The following is a 20174-nucleotide window of genomic DNA, read 5'->3' on the forward strand; positions in this document are numbered from 1 at the left end:
CTACGTTTTTACTTATTTTTAATCTGTTGTATCAACTCTTGCAATTCATCAAGAGTCAACGCCTCTTCCTCAATCAAAGTAGAGACGACACGGGTATAGGAATTATCGAAATACTTATCGACCACCTGCTTCAGGGTCTTCTTCCGGTATTCGTCTTCCGATATTAATGCATAATACTGATGTGTATTTCCAAATACCTTATAACCGATATATCCTTTTTCCTCCAATGTGCGAACAATGGTTGAAAGCGTATTATAATGCGGCTTGGGTTCCTCCTGCAAGTCGAGAAGTTCGCGGACAAACAGAGGACCTTTCGCCCAGAAATAGCCCAATATCTCTTCTTCTTTCGATGTCAATCGTTTCATAATCTGTTGTTTTATTAAAGGAATGCACAAATATAACTATATTTATTAGTAATACAACTATAATACATAGTTAATCTACTATAAATCGTAGTAGATTATTCATTAAAGGCCAGGATAACCGCATCAAAAGAATAATTAACCCATATCCGGATCTTTATTTTGCTACATTTCAAATTAATCCCCAATGGGATGCCACTGTAATTGCTTCAATACAATTCTCAACATCCAGTTTTTGGAATATATTCCTTTTATGAAACTTGATAGTATTCACATTCAATGACAATTCTTCGGCTATAGCTGCATTTGTATGACCTTGGGAAGACAGTTGCAAAATGAGTCTCTCTTTAACTGTAAGAAGTGGTAAAGTATTTTTGTACCAGAATTTCTCCTTTTCCTGATAAATGAATTGCTCCCCTGTATTGAAATTTTTAATGATCGTTTTATTTTTAGCTTTCGAATATAGCGGGGTCACAACACATACCGCTAACCAAAGATCGCCAGCCTTATTAATTATGAGCGGTATCAACCGTTGATTTACCCTGGTTACTTTTTTGTTTATATGCACCAGATCGAAATCATATTCAATAGAATACATGTACCGCTTTTCGATCGGAAGTTTATAGTAAAAGTCAAAACCGGCCTTATTGATTTCCAATAAACGCCTTAAATCATTTTCGGGAACAACCCTGGTATAAAATGAATACCCCCACTCAAGAACTTGCTCCACAGAGTAGCCACACAAAAACAATTTATCAGGAGACACATAGACAAATGATTGTTTCAGATAATCAATCACATACAAAGAGTGATTCAAAGTACATGCCATACGATGAACAATATCCATACTGTTCTTCATCTTTTCATTCAGATCGTCATCAATCTTTGGCCTCTTAACAGGATCAAAAAATTTCTCTACACTAAATTCTTTCATGTCTTGTTTTTTACTGTCTGCTAAAAATACGAACATTATAATCAATTTTACGACATCGTCTCAAAAAAAATCACGCATAAATGATTTCTCTACTCTAAAGTGTAGCTATTTATTATTCCTGTCATTCTATATTTGCGCATAACTCAATTAAAAATCATGTAATACTATAACAATAGTTCGTTAAAAATTCGCCACGCCTAAGCGGCTCTGGCAGTAAATAAAATGAGTTCTTTGAAAAGTTTGTCAATAACTTGCATGTCTGGGTTAATCCCGAACACGCAAATAAATCGTTCAAGCATATAAGCATTGTGTATGAAAGACTTGCAGGAGGATATGGAATAGGTTATTCCGAGCCTCTTACATGCGGCTTTGGCCAAGTTGACAGCTGCAAGCGACGCATTGAAGTGAAAATCCAACTTTCTGAAGTCGGTTGACTGACAGTTGGTGATTCCCGCATGCTGCTTGCCATCTCTAAAGCAAAATTCCAGCTGGAACCTGGTTCTGTAATAATCCAGAACCTCACGTCCATCCATCGAATCGTCTGTAGAGAAGTAAAGTTGCCACTTGTCTGTCCTTCCGTCCATCGGATACCAGACGGATAAGGAAACATACCTTTTGAGAGCTTTTGCATATACCCTCAATCCGTATAGTTTTCCCTTGTTCACCTCGTATTCCTTGCACCGGGTCAGATCCAGATTGGCAAAGTCAATCCTGCCGTCAAACCACTTGGGATGACCACGTTTCCCTGTTTTCTTTTCCAATGTCGGATAGTACAGGATTACATCATTCCTAAAGCGGCTGATGACATGGAAATCGTTCTCACACATAGGCGTTATGAAAGTTTCCTTGGAAAAGAATGCGTCTGCAACCACCGTTCTGGATATGCTCTGTATCTTGTCTTTTTTGCTGATAAGATAGCTGCTGTACCAGTCAACGAGGTTTTTGCCCATATTATCCAAGGTCTTACAATCCGGCGTCTGAATGGAACCTAAAGTCATGCAATCATGGTTGTCGATGTCAATGACCCCGATGCCCAAGATTTCCAATCCTCGCTTATAATCTCCTGCACAACCAGACCAGAAGTAACCTATCCAAGGTGTCTTCTTGCCTGATTTGGGGATATAGGAAGGATCGATGGCGATGGCTTTTCTTTTACCTGTGAGATGCTTGCTGATGATAGAATCATTGAACGCAAACCAGTCGAAAGTTTCATTCTCAAAAAGGCTACGGTATGTCTGTTCCGAAAAACGTCCATACCTGCCCAATTGGAGGAAGTTTATACGATCAGGGATAGCCATGAATAATTTCATTGCATCCATGAACGTTTTTTCAAAAGGTTTTTGTATATTCACGACTGATTTGAGAGCCGAGAGGCACTCAAATTGGTATTGCATAAGGAGTGTTTCTTTAGTCATAATCAGATGAGTGCAAGATTTCTAATTTACTAAAAACCAATGAATTATGCAATACTTTTCACCTTTATTATCAGCAGGTTAGCACTCTTTTTTCAGCACATTTCTTCATGCTTAACCATTCGTTTTTGACAACATTTCAATGACCTCTTTAGTGTTTTCGAACCAGCTTTTGCCGGTTCTATTGTTTAACTTTTAATTTTTCGGTAAAAATTTACCGAAGTATTGACTATAAGATATGAAGTTTTATAAAATTAAAATGTATCCTATACTCATATTATCAATAATCAGTATAGGATGTAATGAGAAGGCAGAAACTACAAAAAATAAGCTTGTTTCCATTGATGTTAGAGCTTATGTAAATTCCAATGATGCAATTTCTATTAAAAATGAAATTGAAAGAATAGAATATATTCCATTAGAATTAACCGACGATAACAGCTCAATGGTTGGGAAAATAATGGACGTAATCCTTACCAAAGATTATATATTTGTCTTATCTGACCCTACATGTGGAGTGCTTCAATTTGATATAAAAGGGAATTTCATTAGGCAAGTAGCAAAATATGGACAAGGTCCTGGCGAACTTCTTTTTCCTATAAGTATGTATTCAGTAGAAGAAGATAGTAAATTATATATCACCGGGGCGTACCAGACAACAATATACAATTTTGATGGGAAATTTGAAGAAGCGTTCGACCGGGGAGGGAGAATGAGTTTTTACTCTTATCCTATTGGAGAAGGACGAGTCGTTGAGACTAGTTCCGAAGGCATACCTTTTGAGGCAAAAGGACATTTTGGAATTGGTATATTTAGCAATATGGGAAAAGGAGATACAATAATGATGAAAAACAATTTTTCAAATGATAAAATATCTCCATCAAAAGAATCAGGTTTTAAGTTAACAAGATGTATACCCAGTGATTCGGGAGTATTGTTTTCAACCATGACAAATGATACTATTTATCGTTTGACTAAAGATACAATCACTCCAGCATTCTGCTGGCAGAGGAATCTAAATGAAGAATCTTTAAAAAGTTCCTATTCACTCTTGAATTTTATACCAACAAATACCGAACTATTTCTTTACGATATAATAGAATTCCCTGAATCTATTTGCTTTAGGTATGTATATAAGGAAAAATCGTACATAATGCTTTATGATAAACAGAGTGGTAAAATATTATCCACACCTACTCCATATAAATGGAATGATATTTCAAATGTTGATTTTTGGATGACCATGTGGGGAATAAATAATGATATAGATCATGGACTACCTATTGCCCCGTTACATTGGTATAAGAACAAAAAAATATCTATACAGTGCACCCCTGCTTCAACTATTGATTATCTGCGAGATAAAGGTATGCTTAAAAAAGCTCCAGACATTCTAAAAAAGATGAATGGAGATGAAAATCCGATTGTTATATTGTATCACTTGAAATGCTAACTCTGTTTAATTGGATACAATTGCCCTGATTGCAGACAATTCCATCATAAATCTTCGCGGAAAAAGCTGTACTTTTGTGGTCTATAATAAGAAGGTATGAAGATAGGCTCAATAGATTTAGGTGAACGCCCGGTATTCCTGGCACCGATGGAAGATGTAACGGATATCTCTTTCCGTCTGATGTGTAAGCGCTTCGGTGCTGATATGGTTTATACGGAATTTGTATCGAGCGACGCCTTGATACGCAGCGTAAACAAGACACAGGAAAAACTGACCGTTGCCGAAGATGAACGTCCGGTCGCTATCCAGATATATGGAAAAGAAGTAGATCCAATGGTGGAAGCTGCCAAAATATGCGAAGCTGCCCGTCCTGATATACTGGATATCAATTTCGGTTGTCCGGTCAAGAAAGTGGCAGGCAAAGGTGCCGGAGCCGGTATGCTCCGGAACATTCCTTTGATGCTTGAAATAACGAAAGAAGTAGTAAAAGCCGTCAATATTCCGGTTACGGTTAAAACACGTCTGGGATGGGATGCGGATAATAAAATAATCGTCGACCTGGCCGAACAGTTGCAGGATTGTGGCATCGCCGCCCTTTCCATCCATGGCCGTACCCGTGCCCAAATGTACACCGGCGAAGCGGACTGGACACTGATCGGTGAGGTAAAAAATAATCCCCGGATACATATCCCCATTATCGGCAACGGCGATGTGACCTCTGCCGAAATATGCAAACAGCGTTTCGACAATTATGGAGTAGATGGTGTCATGATCGGTCGCGGAAGTATCGGACGCCCCTGGATATTCCGTGAAGTGAAACATTTCCTGACTACCGGGGAAGTACTGCCGGAAGAAAAATTCACCTGGTATTTGGATATCCTTAAACAGCAGGTCAACCAAAGTGTGGAACGCCTGGACGAACGACGCGGTATTTTGCATATCCGACGCCACCTGGCAGCCACTCCATTGTTCAAAGGAATTAGCGATTTCAAGCAAACACGTGTCGCCATGTTGCGCGCTGAAACAGTATCAGAACTGTTTGATATTATGGATTCTATCCCGGAAAAGTTCGGTATACTGTAACAAATCATTCAAAAATTGTAACATTTACGTCATAAAGTGACAAATTTACAATAAATTGAGACGATAGTATATTGCACATATTATAATTCCTCTTATATTTGCAATGAGTTTTTTTCATAGTATTTTAGATCTAAGGTTAACAAGTCTTTGCAAAGGAGGAATCGTGAGACTGCTTCGTTGGAAAGCAAAGAAGCCGCATCCGTTAATTATATGGATTGCGGTTTTCTTTTTTATCTACCCGCCCCTTTTCTTTCACTTTTCCTGAAAAAACTCTTTCCAATCTGCAACCTAAACGCAATAGCATTCGTCTTATAAATAAAAGAACTAAAAAATTATACAGATGAAAACAAAAGTATCCCTCCTTATTGCCTGTTTACTGATCACATTGACAGGATTTGCTTTCACCAATGAAAAAGTGGAAGGAAACGGAAATATCATTACCAAAGAAATTTCTATCAGCGACTATAATGAAATATCGACAGTCGGAGTCATGGAGTTTGTTTATGAGCAATCGGATGCCGCTCCTTATCTGAAAATCATGATCGACGAGAATCTGTTTCCGTTACTGAAAGCACAGGTAGACGGCAAGGAGTTGATAATCGGTCCGAAAAAGATCAAGGAGAATAGTCGTAACGGTAATTCATATAACCTTCAACCGACCAAATTCAAGGTTATAACCAACTCACGCGAAATAAAAGAGTTGAACGTGGTATCTTCCGGCGATTTCATTATTGCCAGTCCGATAAATATCGGAAAACTGGAAATCAACATGGCAGGCAGCGGCAATATTCTTTTGGAAAAGAAAGTAGAAGGAAACAAGCTGGAAATCAATTTGGCCAGCTCCGGGAGCGTAGTAGCCTCCAATATCGATCTGGCAGGAATAGAATGCAGCCTGGCAGGCAGCGGTTATATCCAGATTGCAGGCAAAGCGGACCGCGCAGAATACAATCTGGCTGCAAGCGGCAACATTAAAGCCTACGAATGCGTCACCGGCAAAACGGAATGCAACATAGCCGGTAGCGGAAATATCCAGACTCATACCAGAAATCAGTTGGAAGCAAACATCGTAGGAAGCGGGAATGTCTATTATAAAGGTAATCCCACTACGAGCAAAAGTATCATCGGCTCCGGTAAATTAAAAAGTGCAAACTAAATAACGAACATAACTTAACAACGAACATCATGAAAAGAATTACATTCGCCATCATCAGTTTAATCGCATTCAGCACTATATCCTGTTTTGCAGAGAAAATCAAAGGGAACGGTAATATAATAACCAAAGAGATCCAAGTTGCCGATTATAAACAGATAAAAGTAGGCCAGGGAATCGAAACCGGTGGAAACTCTTTCTTCGGCAAGAATCAGTCTCCCCAGGTGAATTACACACAGAAGGGCGGTAAATCAGGTTTAAAGATCACCATCGACGAGAACCTCCTTTCCGAATTAAAGTTCAACTCGAACGGAGACGTACTTCAGATAGAGACAGAACGCGGCACTCGTATTAATCCGAGCAAATTGATTATAGAAACCCATTCCTCAGAATTAAATAAATTAGGGGTATCAGGGGGCATCGATTTCTTTCTGCGCAGTTCCCTCTCCGGAGAAAACCTGGAAATCAGTGCTTCCGGAGCAAGCGATGTTTATCTGGAAAAACCGATACGCATAACTAACCTGTGCAAGATCAACCTGAGCGGGGCCAGCGACCTGAAAGTATCCGACCTGATTTGTGACAGAATAGATACCCACTCCTCAGGCTCCAGCGACATGAATCTGAAAGGAAAAGCAAACGACGGAAAATATAGTTGCAGCGGCAGCAGTGATATCAAAGCATACGACTTCGTTATAAAAAGACTGAAATGTTCTGCAAGCGGCAGCAGTGACATTTTCACAACCGTTACCGAAAAACTGGAAGCCAACGCATCCGGAAGCAGCGATATCAAATACAAAGGCAATCCGGAAGTTAAAAAGCATTCAAGCGGTTCCAGCGATATCGACCACATAAAATAAGAGATCATTATATTGGGAGTTGGAAAACCCGGAATTACTTTTCATCAAGGTATTGGATGAATAGTGATATCCGGGTTATTCATTATAATTCCAAAACTTAATTCCCTATAAAAATATACGAAATGTTGGACTTATAAATTAAAATACTCCTATTTTTGTAACCGACCGCATCGAAGTCACGTCTATTTATTATAAGAAAAGGCAATACTAAACAAATAAATTATGAGAACAAAAGGGTTATTATCTATTATCATGTTGCTGGGCCTGTTATTTACAGTCCAGGCGGCAGATCATGTGAAGGGCAACGGTACCCTTACTACAAAGAAAATAAAGATCGATGATTACAATGCCATCAAGATTGACGGCGTTATCGATTTCAACTATGAACAGTCGAATGCAGAACCCTATATCGAAATTACGGTTGATGAAAACCTGCATGAATACGTCAACATCAATATAAAAGACCGCGAACTTTCTGTTGGTTTCAAAGGTGCCAAAGTGGATCACTATACCAAATTCATCGTAAAGACCAACTCCAAATGGCTGAAAGAGGTAAAAGCCGCCGGAAATGCGAATTTCATGATAAACAGCTCTTTGACTGGTGACGAGGTAAAGATCAAGGCAAACTCCAACTGCCTGGTACAACTAAAAGAACTGATAAAAGTAGGAAAACTGGAATTGAATGTTTCCGGTAGCGCCAATATGGTTGTCAATGACCTCCAAGTAGACAAACTGGAGTGCAGCATCAACGGCTCCGGCACTATCAACCTGAAAAAAGGGAATGCCAAGGAAGGTGAATATAGCATCACCAGCAGCGGAGAGATCATGGCTTTCGGTGTAGACGTTCCTGAACTGAGTTGCAAAATGACCGGTAACGGAACGATGGAAGTTCACCCCACCAACAACCTCAAGGCAAACGTTGTCGGCAAAGGTAAAATCCGTTATAAAGGCCCGACAGCCGTTCAGCAGAAAGTTATTGGTAAAGGTTCCGTAGAAGAAGTAAAATAAGATGAGTAAGAAATTATCATTTATAATATTGGGCAGTATCCTTTTACTTGCCCAAGGATGTATATTTTTCCCTGCTGTAAAAGGAGACGGAAATGTAACGACTCATACGATCAACATTTCAGACTACGATCAGATAAGCGTCGATGCATCGGCAGCCGTTTTCAATTACACGCAGGAAGAATCGGCGCCTGCACTGACTGTCACGGTCGATCAGAACATTTATGACCTTTTCGATTTCAAGACGGATGATAATAAGCTTGTCATCCGCCCTAAACGAGAAAATAAAACACTCCGCCTCCGTCCGACCCAATTCACCATTACCTCCAATTCCAGGCAGTTGAAGAAGGTAGATCTGGCCGGTGCAGAAAAATTCAATGTAAACAGCAAGCTGTCTTCGAACGACAAGATCAAATTTAACCTGGCAGGCAGCGTCATGCTTCACATGAAAGATACTGTTACGGTAAACCAACTGGAAGTATCTATAGCCGGTAGCGGTACCGTAGATGCACTTACCTTGTATGCGAAGGAGTTTAAAGGTGAAATAGCCGGTTCCGGAACATTCAACCTGGCAGGTACGGGAGAGAAAGCGGCATTCGAGATTGCCGGTAGCGGGAAAATACATGCACTGAATTTCTTACTATCAGACGTATCGTGTGAGATAGCGGGCAGTGGTTTGCTGGAAACTCATGCAACGAATAATATCTATGCCGAGATAGCCGGTAGCGGGAATATCAGATATAAAGGAGACCCTTCCATTAAAGAGGAAAGGGCAGGTTTAGGTAGCATAAAAAAGGTGGACTGATCTACAGCCACCCTTCCTTACAATACCACTCAATACTTTCCTCCAGCCCTTTGCGCAAAGGGTATTCAGGAGTGAAACCTAGTTCTTCCTGAAGTGGCGTAACATCGCAAATCCAGTTACGCTGCTTCAGGATGATATATTTATCGGTGTTCAGTGTCATACTCTTATTCAACAACTTGCCTATCCACTCGGAACAATGGCACGCTACATAAACCAATCCCAACGGGATGCGGGCATGCAACACATGTCTTTTCTTTACTATATCCTGTATCATCCGTGCAAATGACTCGTCGGTATGCACATCTCCGTCTGCCACAAAATAATGCCGGTTAAGGATTGTTTCATTCTCCAACGCCAGGAATGCCACTCTCGCCAAATCCTTTACATATACAAATGTAATACGCTGGGGAATGAATCCTACCGCAAAGTCAAATCCCGACTTTACGCTTTTGATCTCCATAAAATAATCCTTTTCACCAGGGCCATACACACCCGTCGGCCGCAGGATCACATAAGGGAAATGAGATTGGTTGCGCACATAGCTCTCCGCTTCCAGCTTACTTTTACCATAGGCTGTATCCGGTTGTTGCGGATCATCCAGGCGAATCGGACGGAAATTCACCTCGTCTCCCCTCCCATAACTGCTCAGGCTACTCATCAACAGAAACTTTTTCGGTTTGCAACCGCCAGCAGCTAATGCCTCTATGAAGTTATGCGTATTCTCTGCATTGATACGGAAGAAATTCTGCTTATCGAGCGTCTTTGTCAGACCTGCATTATGGATAACATAATCCCAGGCGCCCTGCTCACGGACAAAATCCTTCAACTGGGCAGTCAATGCCTCCCGATTGCTATATTTGAGATCAATAAAATGAATCCGTTCATCCTGTAGGTTTTCACGGCTGCTTGTGGCACGTACGCCCGCCCAGGTTTCATATCCCCGGCGCAACGCTTCCTTTACCAGAAAACCACCGATAAATCCGCTTGCACCTGTAATCAATATCTTCATAACTCAGTCTTTATTCTTCATATAATAGGTGTAGTAATACCATAACAGACCAATCCAGTTGAGAACAATAATGATCAGTATCCATACAATCTTCTGTCCTCTGGAGATAAAAGGATTTTGCGTAACGGCCTTGCATCCGAACAGGATAACGGCAATGCCTACAATAATACCGGCTTCCGGTAATGAGATTAAGCAAAGTGTGTGTGACATGGTGGAATTAAGAATATTAATGTTCGTGTGTTTTCAATACGCGGTGCGGCAGATTCCCGTGTCCGATCAACTCGATCGGGCAGGCATATTTCTCGCCCAACCATTCTTCCGAAACGTCTACACCGGGGTGATAATGCAAAGTCTCGTTCACGCAGGCAATATTTTTCACCATGGCCAGCACCGTTCCGATATCGTGAGAGACCAGAATAATGGCACTCTCTTTATTAATATCCTCCAGTAACTGGTAAAAACGCGACTCAAACCGTTTATCGACATACGAGTTTGGTTCATCAAGAATCAGTAATTGCGGACGTGAAACGATCGAACGGCCTAACAGAACACGTTGTAGCTGCCCTCCCGATAACTCTCCGATTGAACGGGTGTACAAATCTTCGAGCCCCATCTGCCGGATCACCACCTCAATACGCTCCTTCTGGACAGCCGTGTAAGAACGAAAACGAGGCTTTTCAGCAGCTAGTCCCGAAGCGACCACTTCCCATACGGAAATAGGGAATTTACGGTCAATATTATTCAGTTGAGGCAGATAACCAATCCGTAAAGAAGAAACTTCAACCCCATTCTGATAAAAACGTATCGCACCGGATACCGGCTGAAGTAATCCCAGGATCACCTTCAGCAGTGTTGTTTTACCACCGCCGTTAGGACCGATTATGCCCAGAAAATCATCTTTCCATACGGTCAGGGAGACATCTTTCAAAACAGTCTTATTCCCATAAGCGGCTGTTATCTTATCTATTTCAATGAGTTTGTCCATCAGCCAGTGCTTTTGCAATATGAATCATTTCTTTAGTCCAGTCATAAGCCAACGGATTGATTACAGTCAGTTTACAGCCTGTCTCTTTGGCAATCAGTTCGGCATTCTTCTGATCGAACTCCTGTTGAATGAATACGACGCGGGCATTGTTGGCACGCGCTGTTTCCACCAACCGTTTCAGTTGTGCAGGCGAAGGTTCTTTGCCGTCCATCTCGATACAAAGTTGCGTGAGATTGAACTCGTTGGCAAAATAAGTCAGTGCCGGATGGTAGATAATAAATGTACGGTCGGTCAACGGGTCAAGCAGTTGTTTTATCTCCGTATTTGTTTTATCGATCTCGTCTACCAGTTTATTATAGTTCTGCCAAAAGTACTCCGTATTGTCGGGATCGAGTTCAATAAATGCATTCAACGTATTCCAGGCAACAGCCTTAGCTCCGGCAATCGAACTCCATATATGCGGATCGACTCCGCCATGATGATGGTGATGCGCCTCCTCTCCGGCATGGGCATCATGATCGTGCGTGCCATGTTCATGTGCATGGTCGTCATCTTCCGTATCTGTCAGCAGGTTCATTCCTTCAGATGTATCAAACACCTGTAGTTTCGGATTATTTTCACGTATCTTATCCATCCAGGCCTGTTCAAACCCGATAGGACCGATACGCAAGTAAGCGATACTTCTTCCGATCTGTATCATTTGCTGGGGAGTAGGATCGTATGTTTCAGGACTTTGCCCGGCAGGAACTACACAATTTATTTTGAATTTATCTCCTGCTATCTTTTCCGCAAAATAGCGCTGAGGTTCAATCGTGACTGTAACAACAGTCTCATTAGCCTGCTTTGTCACACAAGCCGTTAACAGAAAAAATGAGAGAATAGTGATTAGTATACTCGTTTGTTTCATCTTGATTTTCTATACATTATATATCATGCAATATTTTTATTTCTATCACAACCTGACAAAGGTAGTAATTTTTTTGTTTCTCCTTCGATTCCTTACAGAAGGTACTTCTTCTTGTAGAAAAATCCACACAAGTATGGAGAAATTCCACACCTGACGGATGTACTTCTTTTTAATCCGGTTAATCAATAAAAAAATTAACCTGCCCATTTAGAACATGTTACCTGAAAGAATAGTTCAATTTACCTTTTTGGCACGAATATTGGAATATATATAGCAAAAGATAAATTTAGGTTTTCAATTTTAAGGCAAAAAAGATATGAAAAAGATTGTTTTAATGGCAGTGATTGCCATGTGCGCCGTTTTTACGTCACAGAGCCAGGCACAAAACATACTGAGTAATGACAAAACACAGGTAGAAAAACAGGATAAGTTTTATGAAATAGACGTTACGAATATCCCCCAGATACTTCAGGAGGGTGTAAACAATGTCCACCAAGACTGTCTGATAAAATCCGTTTACGTGTCGAATAACAGCACTTATGTTAAATACAAAGTTATCCTGGTGACACGCGAAGGAAAAGAAATGAAAGTTTATTTCGATGACAAAGGAGCCGTAGTCAAGGAACATAGTTATTTCAAATAAGACATTGATTCCCAAGTTAAACACACATATATTTTGCAGGCTTTCACCGATCTGTGATCAGTGCTGATCTGAAAAGATGTAATTTTTTTTCTTTTTTCGTTAGGGTAATCCGGGAATGGGGTGTTATTAGTATGAAAGGCCCCAAAACGGGAACCTAAGTCAATACGAAAGAATGGAAAAAGAATTACTACATAAATATTTCAGAGGCGAAACTTCCCCCCAGGAAGAAAAACTGATCATGGATTGGGCGGAGGCTTCCGGTGACAATTACCGGGAGTATCTGGAAGAGCGCAAAATCTGGAATGCCCTATTAGTACATTATTATAATATCGAAAACAAGAGCTCTCATACCAAAAGAGTTTCATTGCTTCATCTATACAAATATGCAGCAGCCGTTGCCGTCATAATATTGACTGTCGGAATTTACATCACATTTACTAACAAAACACCGGATATTCTTTCCTTACAAGAAATATCCGAACCTACTTTATTAATTAATAATAAAGAACATATCGCTCTTACCCAAAAGTCGTTTTCCATAGAGAAAAAGGCTGCCAAAATACAGAATGATCACAAAAACAATAAACTTTCTTACTTACAACAAGACAAGTTTTCTCAACAAAAAGAAGTGATGACCAATCGCTTATTAATACCACATGGAAAAACTTATCAATTAACCCTTTCGGATGGTACAATTGTTACATTGAACGCAGAATCGGAACTTATATTCCCTTCACAGTTTAACCCACAAACCAGAGAAGTAGAACTAAAAGGAGAAGCTTATTTCCAAGTAGCCAAAAATCAGGATAGGCCATTTATCGTACATACCGACCAACTGGATATACGTGTACTCGGTACCACATTCAACGTTAGTAGCTATGCGGAAGAGAAAATTATGCGCACAACATTAATAGAAGGCTCCGTTAGCATAGAACAAAACGGTAGCACTCAACTCATTCATCCCTCAGAGCAATATATATATAATAAAGAAAACGATAAGATAGACATACAGGTAGTAGACACAAATATTTACACCTCATGGACGAATAACGAATATATATTCAAAAATACGACATTGGAAGATATCCTGACTCAAATAGGACACTGGTACAAATTTCAAACGACTTACGAAGCATCCTCTTTAAAAGAAAAACGCTTCACATTTACAATCGGACGTGATGCCTCCTTGGATCAAATCATCCGGTTTATCAATAATACCGAAGAAATCTATATCGAGAGAATTAACGAAAATATCCACATTAAAAGCATTTTATGACATGAACGACACTTAGCAACAAAAAAGAAAAAGGAGATAACATCTTCCACATGTCATCTCCTCCTTAAACTTATTACTCAATTAAAATCAAGTATTTAAATTCAATTTGTAAATTTATGAAAAAGAATCATTCCATGCCTTTTTTATTATCTAAAAAATATATAAAGGCATTATTGATCGGTATGTTAACGTTCCCTTCAAGCCCTATTTTGGCGGAAACGACAACTCCGGAAATCTCCTTTTTTGAACAAAGTTATTCTTTGAAACTAAAATTCAATAATGAAACATTGGGCAATGCAATCGAGAAATTATCTCAACAAGCAAATGTCCGGATCATTTACAGTAATGACCAGGTGCAAACGCAAAAAAGAATCAGTGCCAACATACAAACAACTGATATCCAAGAAGCTCTACGAATTATTCTAGGCAATGGCTATGTATTTAAACAGGAGAATAATTACATTTCTATCGCCAAAGCCAAAAATTCAGAGACATTTGAAATAGCAGAACAACTACAACAAAAAAAACATAGCGTTACCGGTTTGCTGACTGATGCTGACGGTAATCCTATTATCGGGGCTACGATTGCCATTAAAGGTACAACTCACGGCGTAACCACAGATGTGGACGGTAGATATATTCTCAATAACGTCAACGAAGGTGACGTTATTGAATACCGATATATCGGTTACAATACGGAAGAAAAAACATACAAAGGGGAAGAGAGCATCAACATTCGCATGGTTGAAAGCTCTGTAGGCCTGGAAGACGTTGTGGTTATCGGATACGGACAACAAAAAAAAGAAAGTGTCGTTTCTTCCATCAACACAATCTCTGCCAAAGAACTTTCCATGCCAACCCGAAGTCTTTCAAATAATATTGCCGGACAAATAGCCGGAGTATTGGCTGTACAACGTACTGGAGAACCAGGTAAAGACAATTCCGAATTCTGGATTCGTGGTATCAGTTCGTTTGCAGGAGGAACCTCTCCGCTAGTTTTAGTCGATGGAGTTCCCAGAAGCATGAACGATATCACTGTTGATGAAATAGAATCATTCACTGTATTAAAAGACGCTTCTGCTACAGCCGTATATGGAGCAGAAGGTACGAATGGTGTTGTTTTAATTACTTCCAAACGTGGTTCTTCACAAAAACCAACATTAGATGTACGTGCTGAATTCGGGATTGCCAAACCCACCCGTCTTCCTAATTTAGCTAATTCATACGAATTTGCACAACTCTATAATGAAGCTGCTTGGGAAGTTGCCGGAGTTCCGGCTTCCGGGTTTATCAATCCTTATTCCGATCATGATTTAGAAATGTACCGAACCGGCGAAGATCCCGATTTATATCCAAATGCAGACTTTCTCAGTCTACTAAAAGACCAAACATTCAATCAAAGAGTCTCTTTAAATTTGCGTGGTGGTGGCGATAAAGTTCGTTATTTTGTTTCCGGTTCTTTCTATCATGAAGATGGTATGTTCAACTCACAATCAACAGAAGATTATAATGCAAACATAGGGTTGAGTCGCTATAATATACGTTCTAACATTGATATAGATGTAACAAAAACAACTTTGTTAGCTGTAGATATTAGCGGACAGTATACAGATTCACATAATCCTGCGGTTGAAACACAAACAATATTTAATAATATATTTAATTATGCTCCTAACCAGTTTCCATTACGCTTTTCAGATGGAACTTTCTCGGAATACAGACTTTACAACGGAGGTACAGGGAATCCTTATAATATGTTGAACGAATCCGGTTATACAGATGGGTGGTATGCTAATTTACAATCCAAACTGACTTTGACCCAAAAACTGGATTTTATTACCGAAGGATTAAACATCAAACTATCCGGGAGTTTTGATGCAGATTATAACTCAAAAACCAAACGAACTAAAACACCAACCAGTTATATGATGCAACTCAATGATGCCGGAGAAAAAGAATATATCCAAATCAATGAAGGTGCTCCTAACCTGACTGATCACTCAGAAGCTAGTAAGGGCGGTGAAAAACGGGTTTATTTAGAAGCTTCATTAAACTATAAACGTATATTCAATAACGTTCATGATGTTTCCGGATTATTACTGTATATGCAAAAAGAAAGACAAACACAGGGTAGCGGTTTACCTTATAAAAAGCAGAGCATAGTGGCCCGTGGTTCATACGGTTATGATAATCGTTATATGTTGGAAGGCAGCTTTGGTCTTACTGGTAGCGAGAATTTTGCAGAAGGACACCGTTATGGTATTTTTCCCGCTGTCGGAATTGCCTGGTATGCTAGTAACGAGAAATTCATGAAAGGAACAGAAGATATTATCAACAAACTAAAAATTCGTGCATCCTATGGTATCACAGGTAACGACAATGTGGGAGGAACACGATTCCCTTATCGTGGTTCATTGAAAACTGATGCAGGTGGTTATAATTTCGGATTCAATGTTGGCGCCAACGGAGGAGGAACCAACGACCAAGGAAAAGGTATTATCGAAAACTTATTTGCAGCTCCATTCCTTTCTTGGGAAATAGAAGAAAAGAAAAATATAGGTTTCGATTTAGGATTACTGAGAGGAAGAATTGATATGAGTGTCGATTTCTTCAAAAATGATCGCCGAGATATTCTAATGCAAAGAAAAACGGTTAGTGCCGTTACCGGATTCAGACAAAGTCCTTGGCAAAACTTTGGAAAAGTAACAAACAAAGGTTTGGATGGAAACATTGTAGTAAAACAAAGCATCAATAATGTAAACCTCTCCTTTCGAGGAAATTTTACATACGCGAAAAATAAAATCATGGAATATGACGAAGTTTCTCCCCGTTATGAATATCAGCGTTATACCGGACAAAGTTTAAAAACCCCATTATTATACATTGCAGATGGTTTATATACGGCAGATGATTTTATTATTACAGAAAATCCGGAAAACGGAAGTAAAAGTTACAGTCTGAAAGAAGGATTGCCTGTACCTAGCGCCGCTGTTTCTCCAGGTGACATCAAATACCTAGACTTAAACGGAGACGGCAAAATCGATAGTTACGACCAGACTTATAATCATAAATTTTACGCTGAAAACCCTGAATTGGTATACGGATTCGGATTAAATGCAGAATACAAAGGATTTTATGCCGGTATATTCTTTCAAGGAGTAGCAAAAGCCTCCATGAACCTAAATGGTTCACGTGATTTTGTCCCATTTTCTTTCGGTCAATTAGGATCATTACGCCGAGAAGGTTTCGATCATTGGAGTAGCCGGAATCCGGAAAATCAAGATGTATTATTTCCTCGATTACATACCGAAGAATTTAGCCATAATAAGCTCAACAGTACCTGGTGGTATCGTGACGCTTCATTCTTGCGTTTGAAAAATATAGAATTAGGCTATACTTTTAACAAAGAGATGCTACGAAAAATGGCAATTCAAAATGCTCGTATTTATGTACAAGGGAATAATATTGCCGTTTGGGATCATATCGGCATGTGGGACCCGGAATTAGGATCAGCCGGATCTGGAATCAAATATCCGATTAATATGACATGGACTCTCGGTGTAGAGTTTGGTTTCTAATTACTAAAAATATATACAAAATGAAAAAGACAATTATATCTATACTAGCCGGAGCTTGTTTAACATTTTCTGCCTGCAGCGATTACTTGGATGTTTCCGATGAACTAGCCAGCAATCTAACGATTGAGCAAGTTTTCGATAATGTAAAATATACGAAAAGATGGCATGCAAATATCTTTAATTGTATCTCTGAATATTCACAATACTTTTGGGAACCTAACGGATTAAAAAATCCTTGGGCAACTCTGTGTGGAGAAACATCTATTTGCCATGGAAGTATAAAAACAGAAATGGTTAATGGCTTTAATGCCAGTAACGCCAACTTTCACCGTTTCGCTCCTTTATATCAATATATCCGGCAAGCTTACCTCTTTATCGAAAATGCCAAACCGATCGGAGTTACTACCGATCAGGAAAAGTTGACTGAAGAAGATATCAACAGAATGAAAACAGAGGCTAAGTTTTTTATTGCCTATTCTTACTTTTCCCTATTTGAATTGTATGGCCCCGTTCCTATCATTGATGGTATCGAGGACCCTTCTACTACCTCTTTCGACTATGCAAGGGGCTCTGTGGATGAAATGGTTACTTATATTGACAATTTATATCAAGAAGTACTGGAAGAAAACAATCTACCTGAAACATTGCGTAAAATAGACGAGATTACCGGAGAAGAAGTAGAAAACATGAACGAAATGGTTCGTCCCACTAAAGCGGTTGTTTTGGCTTTACGTGCTAAACTATGGGTCTATGCTGCCAGCAAACTATTCAACGGTGGTTATGCGGAAGCGTTAGATTTAGTAAACAATGACGGAAAACATCTGTTTTCAGCCAAAGATCCAGGAAAATGGGATACTGCAAAAAAACATCTAGAGACATTCCTTAAGTTTGCTGAAAATAATCATTACAAACTCTTCCGTGTATTCGACAAAGAAGGAAAAGAACAACCTAGCTTATCGGTTTATCGTGTTTTCCAAGAATATAATAAAGAGATCATTTGGGCTACCAGTCAATCCTATATGAGTGAAGTCAACAACGGACAACATTTAGACCGTCGTTGCCGTCCGACAGCAATTATGGATGGATTTAGCGGTATCGGTGTTTCTCAACAGGCAGTCGATGCATTCTTCACTAAAAATGGACTCGATATTAACGAAGATCCGGAACATGACGAAACAGGTTTTAGCGACATCGAAAATCCCTGCGCTTACAAAAAACCGCAGATAGATAAACATATATTCAACATGTATGTAAATCGCGAACCCCGTTTCTATCATGCCGTAACTTACCAAGGCAAAAGTTGGCATATTCAACCTTCGGAAGGATGGAGTGTAAATTTTTCCAGAGAAGGGAACAACTCTCAGTATATCGCCGGACGCGAACACTATACCGGTTATCTACTGTATAAACGCAACAATCAAGAAATGTACAACTCCGGTTCCTATTTAAAAAAGCATGCTCGTCCGTCTATCCTACTACGTTTAGCCGATTTTTATCTCTATTATGCAGAAGTATGTAACGAAATCAACCCGAACGATCCGAATATTATTAAATACTTGGATATAGTTAGAGAAAGAGCTGGTATTCCCGGATATAGAGAACTACAAAATACAGGTAAAAAAACAGGTATTATCGGTGATTATGAAGCCCAGGCTTATGCTATCCGCAGAGAACGCCAAGTGGAACTGTTTTCTGAAGGTCAACGTTATTTCGACATTCGTCGTTGGATGATTTGCGATGCCGGAGAAGAAGCCGACCAAACCGTATACTGGGGAATGAATGTAGACGGTTACGACAATTTGCCTCCTTCTGATCCGAATTCTTTCTATCACCGGAAACTGATAAGAAAACATCAATGGGTTAGAGCAATGTACCTGTATCCGATTCCTCATAATGAAATCGAAAAATCACCAAGCTTGATACAAAATCCACTCTGGTAAATAGAATACTCTATTCTTGATACAATTTAAAAATCAGCCTGTCTCATACCTGATACGAGACAGGCTTTTTTGTTTTATATAATACTTACAATGAAATAATATTACCCTATCCACAAAAATATCATACATTTGCAGACGAGATAGGAGGAGATTTCTTAAATTTATCCATATTGTTTTAAACAGTTCAAATACTCATTAATGGAAAATCAGTCTGACGAAATACTATGGTCACTTTATCTGAAAGGGGACAAAGATGCCCTTGAACAGATATACAGACGATACTATCCATTACTTTTGAATTACGGATGCAGACTTTCTGCCAATCAGGATCTGGTGCAAGACTGTATTCAGAATTTGTTTATAAAACTAATGTCTAAATCACGAAACTTATCAGACACACCCTCTGTAAAAGGATATTTACTTAAAGCCTTCCGCAACAATCTGCTGGACAGTCTTGAAAAAGAAGAAAAACACAATGATTTCATCTTCATTGACGAAATACCGGAAGTATATCACACTACAACAGAAGAAGAATCTGCCCTTAAAGAAGATATAAGCAATCTGTCGTTGGCTTATCAGGAACTTTCTGCCAAACAAAAAGAAATATTATATCTTTTTTATATCAAAGGTATCTCTCACAAAGAAATTGCCGACATATTGAATATCAACTACCAATCCAGCAAAAACAGACTATCCCAGTCACTTGTACAATTACGTAAAATGTTTTTTCTGAATAAAAAATAACTTTTTTCGGTTGCTTACAAGTACCTTTTCC

18 protein-coding genes are annotated in these 20174 nt (G+C 39.4%); 11 read left to right on the forward strand and 7 right to left on the reverse strand.

Translation table 11 applies throughout. The features are described from left to right. Nucleotides 1–8: 8 nt before the first annotated feature. From HMPREF1535_RS06440 to HMPREF1535_RS06450, 3 genes are all read right to left on the reverse strand, one after another. Complete coding sequence (locus HMPREF1535_RS06440) at nt 9–365, reverse strand: BlaI/MecI/CopY family transcriptional regulator (RefSeq protein ID WP_010801464.1); 357 nt, start codon at nt 363–365, stop codon at nt 9–11. A 169-nt stretch (nt 366–534) separates the two neighbouring features. Continuing rightward, the gene (locus HMPREF1535_RS06445; RefSeq protein ID WP_007655793.1) at nt 535–1332 is read right to left on the reverse strand and encodes a helix-turn-helix domain-containing protein; all 798 of its coding nucleotides are present in this window, start codon (nt 1330–1332) and stop codon (nt 535–537) included. A gap of 161 nt (nt 1333–1493) precedes the next feature. After that, nucleotides 1494–2711 carry a transposase gene (locus HMPREF1535_RS06450; RefSeq protein ID WP_046145492.1) on the reverse strand — a complete coding sequence of 406 codons (1218 nt, stop codon included), beginning with the start codon at nt 2709–2711 and terminating at the stop codon, nt 1494–1496. Between the two features lie 235 nt (nt 2712–2946). Here HMPREF1535_RS06450 and HMPREF1535_RS06455 point away from each other — a divergent pair, with 235 nt between their 5' ends. From HMPREF1535_RS06455 to HMPREF1535_RS06480, 6 genes are all read left to right on the forward strand, one after another. Next, a complete protein-coding gene (locus HMPREF1535_RS06455; protein WP_046145630.1) occupies nt 2947–4161 on the forward strand; it encodes a 6-bladed beta-propeller in 1215 nt (404 codons plus the stop codon). A 96-nt stretch (nt 4162–4257) separates the two neighbouring features. Next, a complete protein-coding gene (gene dusB, locus HMPREF1535_RS06460) occupies nt 4258–5244 on the forward strand; it encodes a tRNA dihydrouridine synthase DusB (protein ID WP_046145631.1) in 987 nt (328 codons plus the stop codon). A gap of 340 nt (nt 5245–5584) precedes the next feature. Then, complete coding sequence (locus tag HMPREF1535_RS06465; protein ID WP_007655798.1) at nt 5585–6397, forward strand: head GIN domain-containing protein; 813 nt, start codon at nt 5585–5587, stop codon at nt 6395–6397. Between the two features lie 29 nt (nt 6398–6426). Then, nucleotides 6427–7251: a head GIN domain-containing protein gene (locus tag HMPREF1535_RS06470; RefSeq protein WP_007655799.1), complete on the forward strand. Its 825-nt coding sequence runs from the start codon at nt 6427–6429 to the stop codon at nt 7249–7251. A 222-nt stretch (nt 7252–7473) separates the two neighbouring features. Beyond that, on the forward strand, nt 7474–8259 hold the full coding sequence (locus HMPREF1535_RS06475; RefSeq protein WP_007655800.1) for a head GIN domain-containing protein: 786 nt from the start codon (nt 7474–7476) through the stop codon (nt 8257–8259). A gap of 1 nt (nt 8260) precedes the next feature. Next, nucleotides 8261–9061: a head GIN domain-containing protein gene (locus tag HMPREF1535_RS06480; protein ID WP_007655801.1), complete on the forward strand. Its 801-nt coding sequence runs from the start codon at nt 8261–8263 to the stop codon at nt 9059–9061. Between the two features lies 1 nt (nt 9062). Here the strand turns inward: HMPREF1535_RS06480 and HMPREF1535_RS06485 are convergent, their stop codons facing one another. The 4 genes from HMPREF1535_RS06485 to HMPREF1535_RS06500 are packed head-to-tail and all read right to left on the reverse strand — an operon-like array spanning nt 9063 to nt 11962. Continuing rightward, nucleotides 9063–10070 (reverse strand): NAD-dependent epimerase/dehydratase family protein, encoded by a 1008-nt coding sequence (locus tag HMPREF1535_RS06485; protein WP_007655802.1) that lies wholly within the window; start codon nt 10068–10070, stop codon nt 9063–9065. 3 nt (nt 10071–10073) lie between these two features. Next, nucleotides 10074–10280 (reverse strand): hypothetical protein, encoded by a 207-nt coding sequence (locus HMPREF1535_RS06490; protein WP_007655804.1) that lies wholly within the window; start codon nt 10278–10280, stop codon nt 10074–10076. Nucleotides 10281–10296: 16 nt separating this feature from the next. Next, nucleotides 10297–11055, reverse strand: coding sequence for a metal ABC transporter ATP-binding protein (locus HMPREF1535_RS06495; protein WP_007655805.1), 759 nt, complete (start codon nt 11053–11055; stop codon nt 10297–10299). Beyond that, a complete protein-coding gene (locus HMPREF1535_RS06500) occupies nt 11039–11962 on the reverse strand; it encodes a metal ABC transporter solute-binding protein, Zn/Mn family (RefSeq protein ID WP_007655806.1) in 924 nt (307 codons plus the stop codon). The genes HMPREF1535_RS06495 and HMPREF1535_RS06500 overlap by 17 nt, the downstream gene beginning before the upstream one ends. Before the next feature lie 316 nt (nt 11963–12278). Between HMPREF1535_RS06500 and HMPREF1535_RS06505 the strand changes: the two genes are divergently transcribed. From HMPREF1535_RS06505 to HMPREF1535_RS06525, 5 genes are all read left to right on the forward strand, one after another. Next, nucleotides 12279–12605 carry a hypothetical protein gene (locus HMPREF1535_RS06505; RefSeq protein WP_007655807.1) on the forward strand — a complete coding sequence of 109 codons (327 nt, stop codon included), beginning with the start codon at nt 12279–12281 and terminating at the stop codon, nt 12603–12605. Nucleotides 12606–12777: 172 nt separating this feature from the next. Beyond that, nucleotides 12778–13881, forward strand: coding sequence for a FecR family protein (locus HMPREF1535_RS06510; protein ID WP_007655808.1), 1104 nt, complete (start codon nt 12778–12780; stop codon nt 13879–13881). Between the two features lie 116 nt (nt 13882–13997). Next, the gene (locus HMPREF1535_RS06515; RefSeq protein WP_046145632.1) at nt 13998–17459 is read left to right on the forward strand and encodes a SusC/RagA family TonB-linked outer membrane protein; all 3462 of its coding nucleotides are present in this window, start codon (nt 13998–14000) and stop codon (nt 17457–17459) included. Between the two features lie 20 nt (nt 17460–17479). Next, nucleotides 17480–19399 (forward strand): RagB/SusD family nutrient uptake outer membrane protein, encoded by a 1920-nt coding sequence (locus HMPREF1535_RS06520; RefSeq protein ID WP_046145633.1) that lies wholly within the window; start codon nt 17480–17482, stop codon nt 19397–19399. Nucleotides 19400–19597: 198 nt separating this feature from the next. After that, complete coding sequence (locus HMPREF1535_RS06525; protein ID WP_046145634.1) at nt 19598–20143, forward strand: RNA polymerase sigma factor; 546 nt, start codon at nt 19598–19600, stop codon at nt 20141–20143. Nucleotides 20144–20174 lie beyond the last annotated feature (31 nt).

The organism is Parabacteroides goldsteinii DSM 19448 = WAL 12034 (assembly GCF_000969835.1).
GTDB lineage: Bacteria > Bacteroidota > Bacteroidia > Bacteroidales > Tannerellaceae > Parabacteroides > Parabacteroides goldsteinii.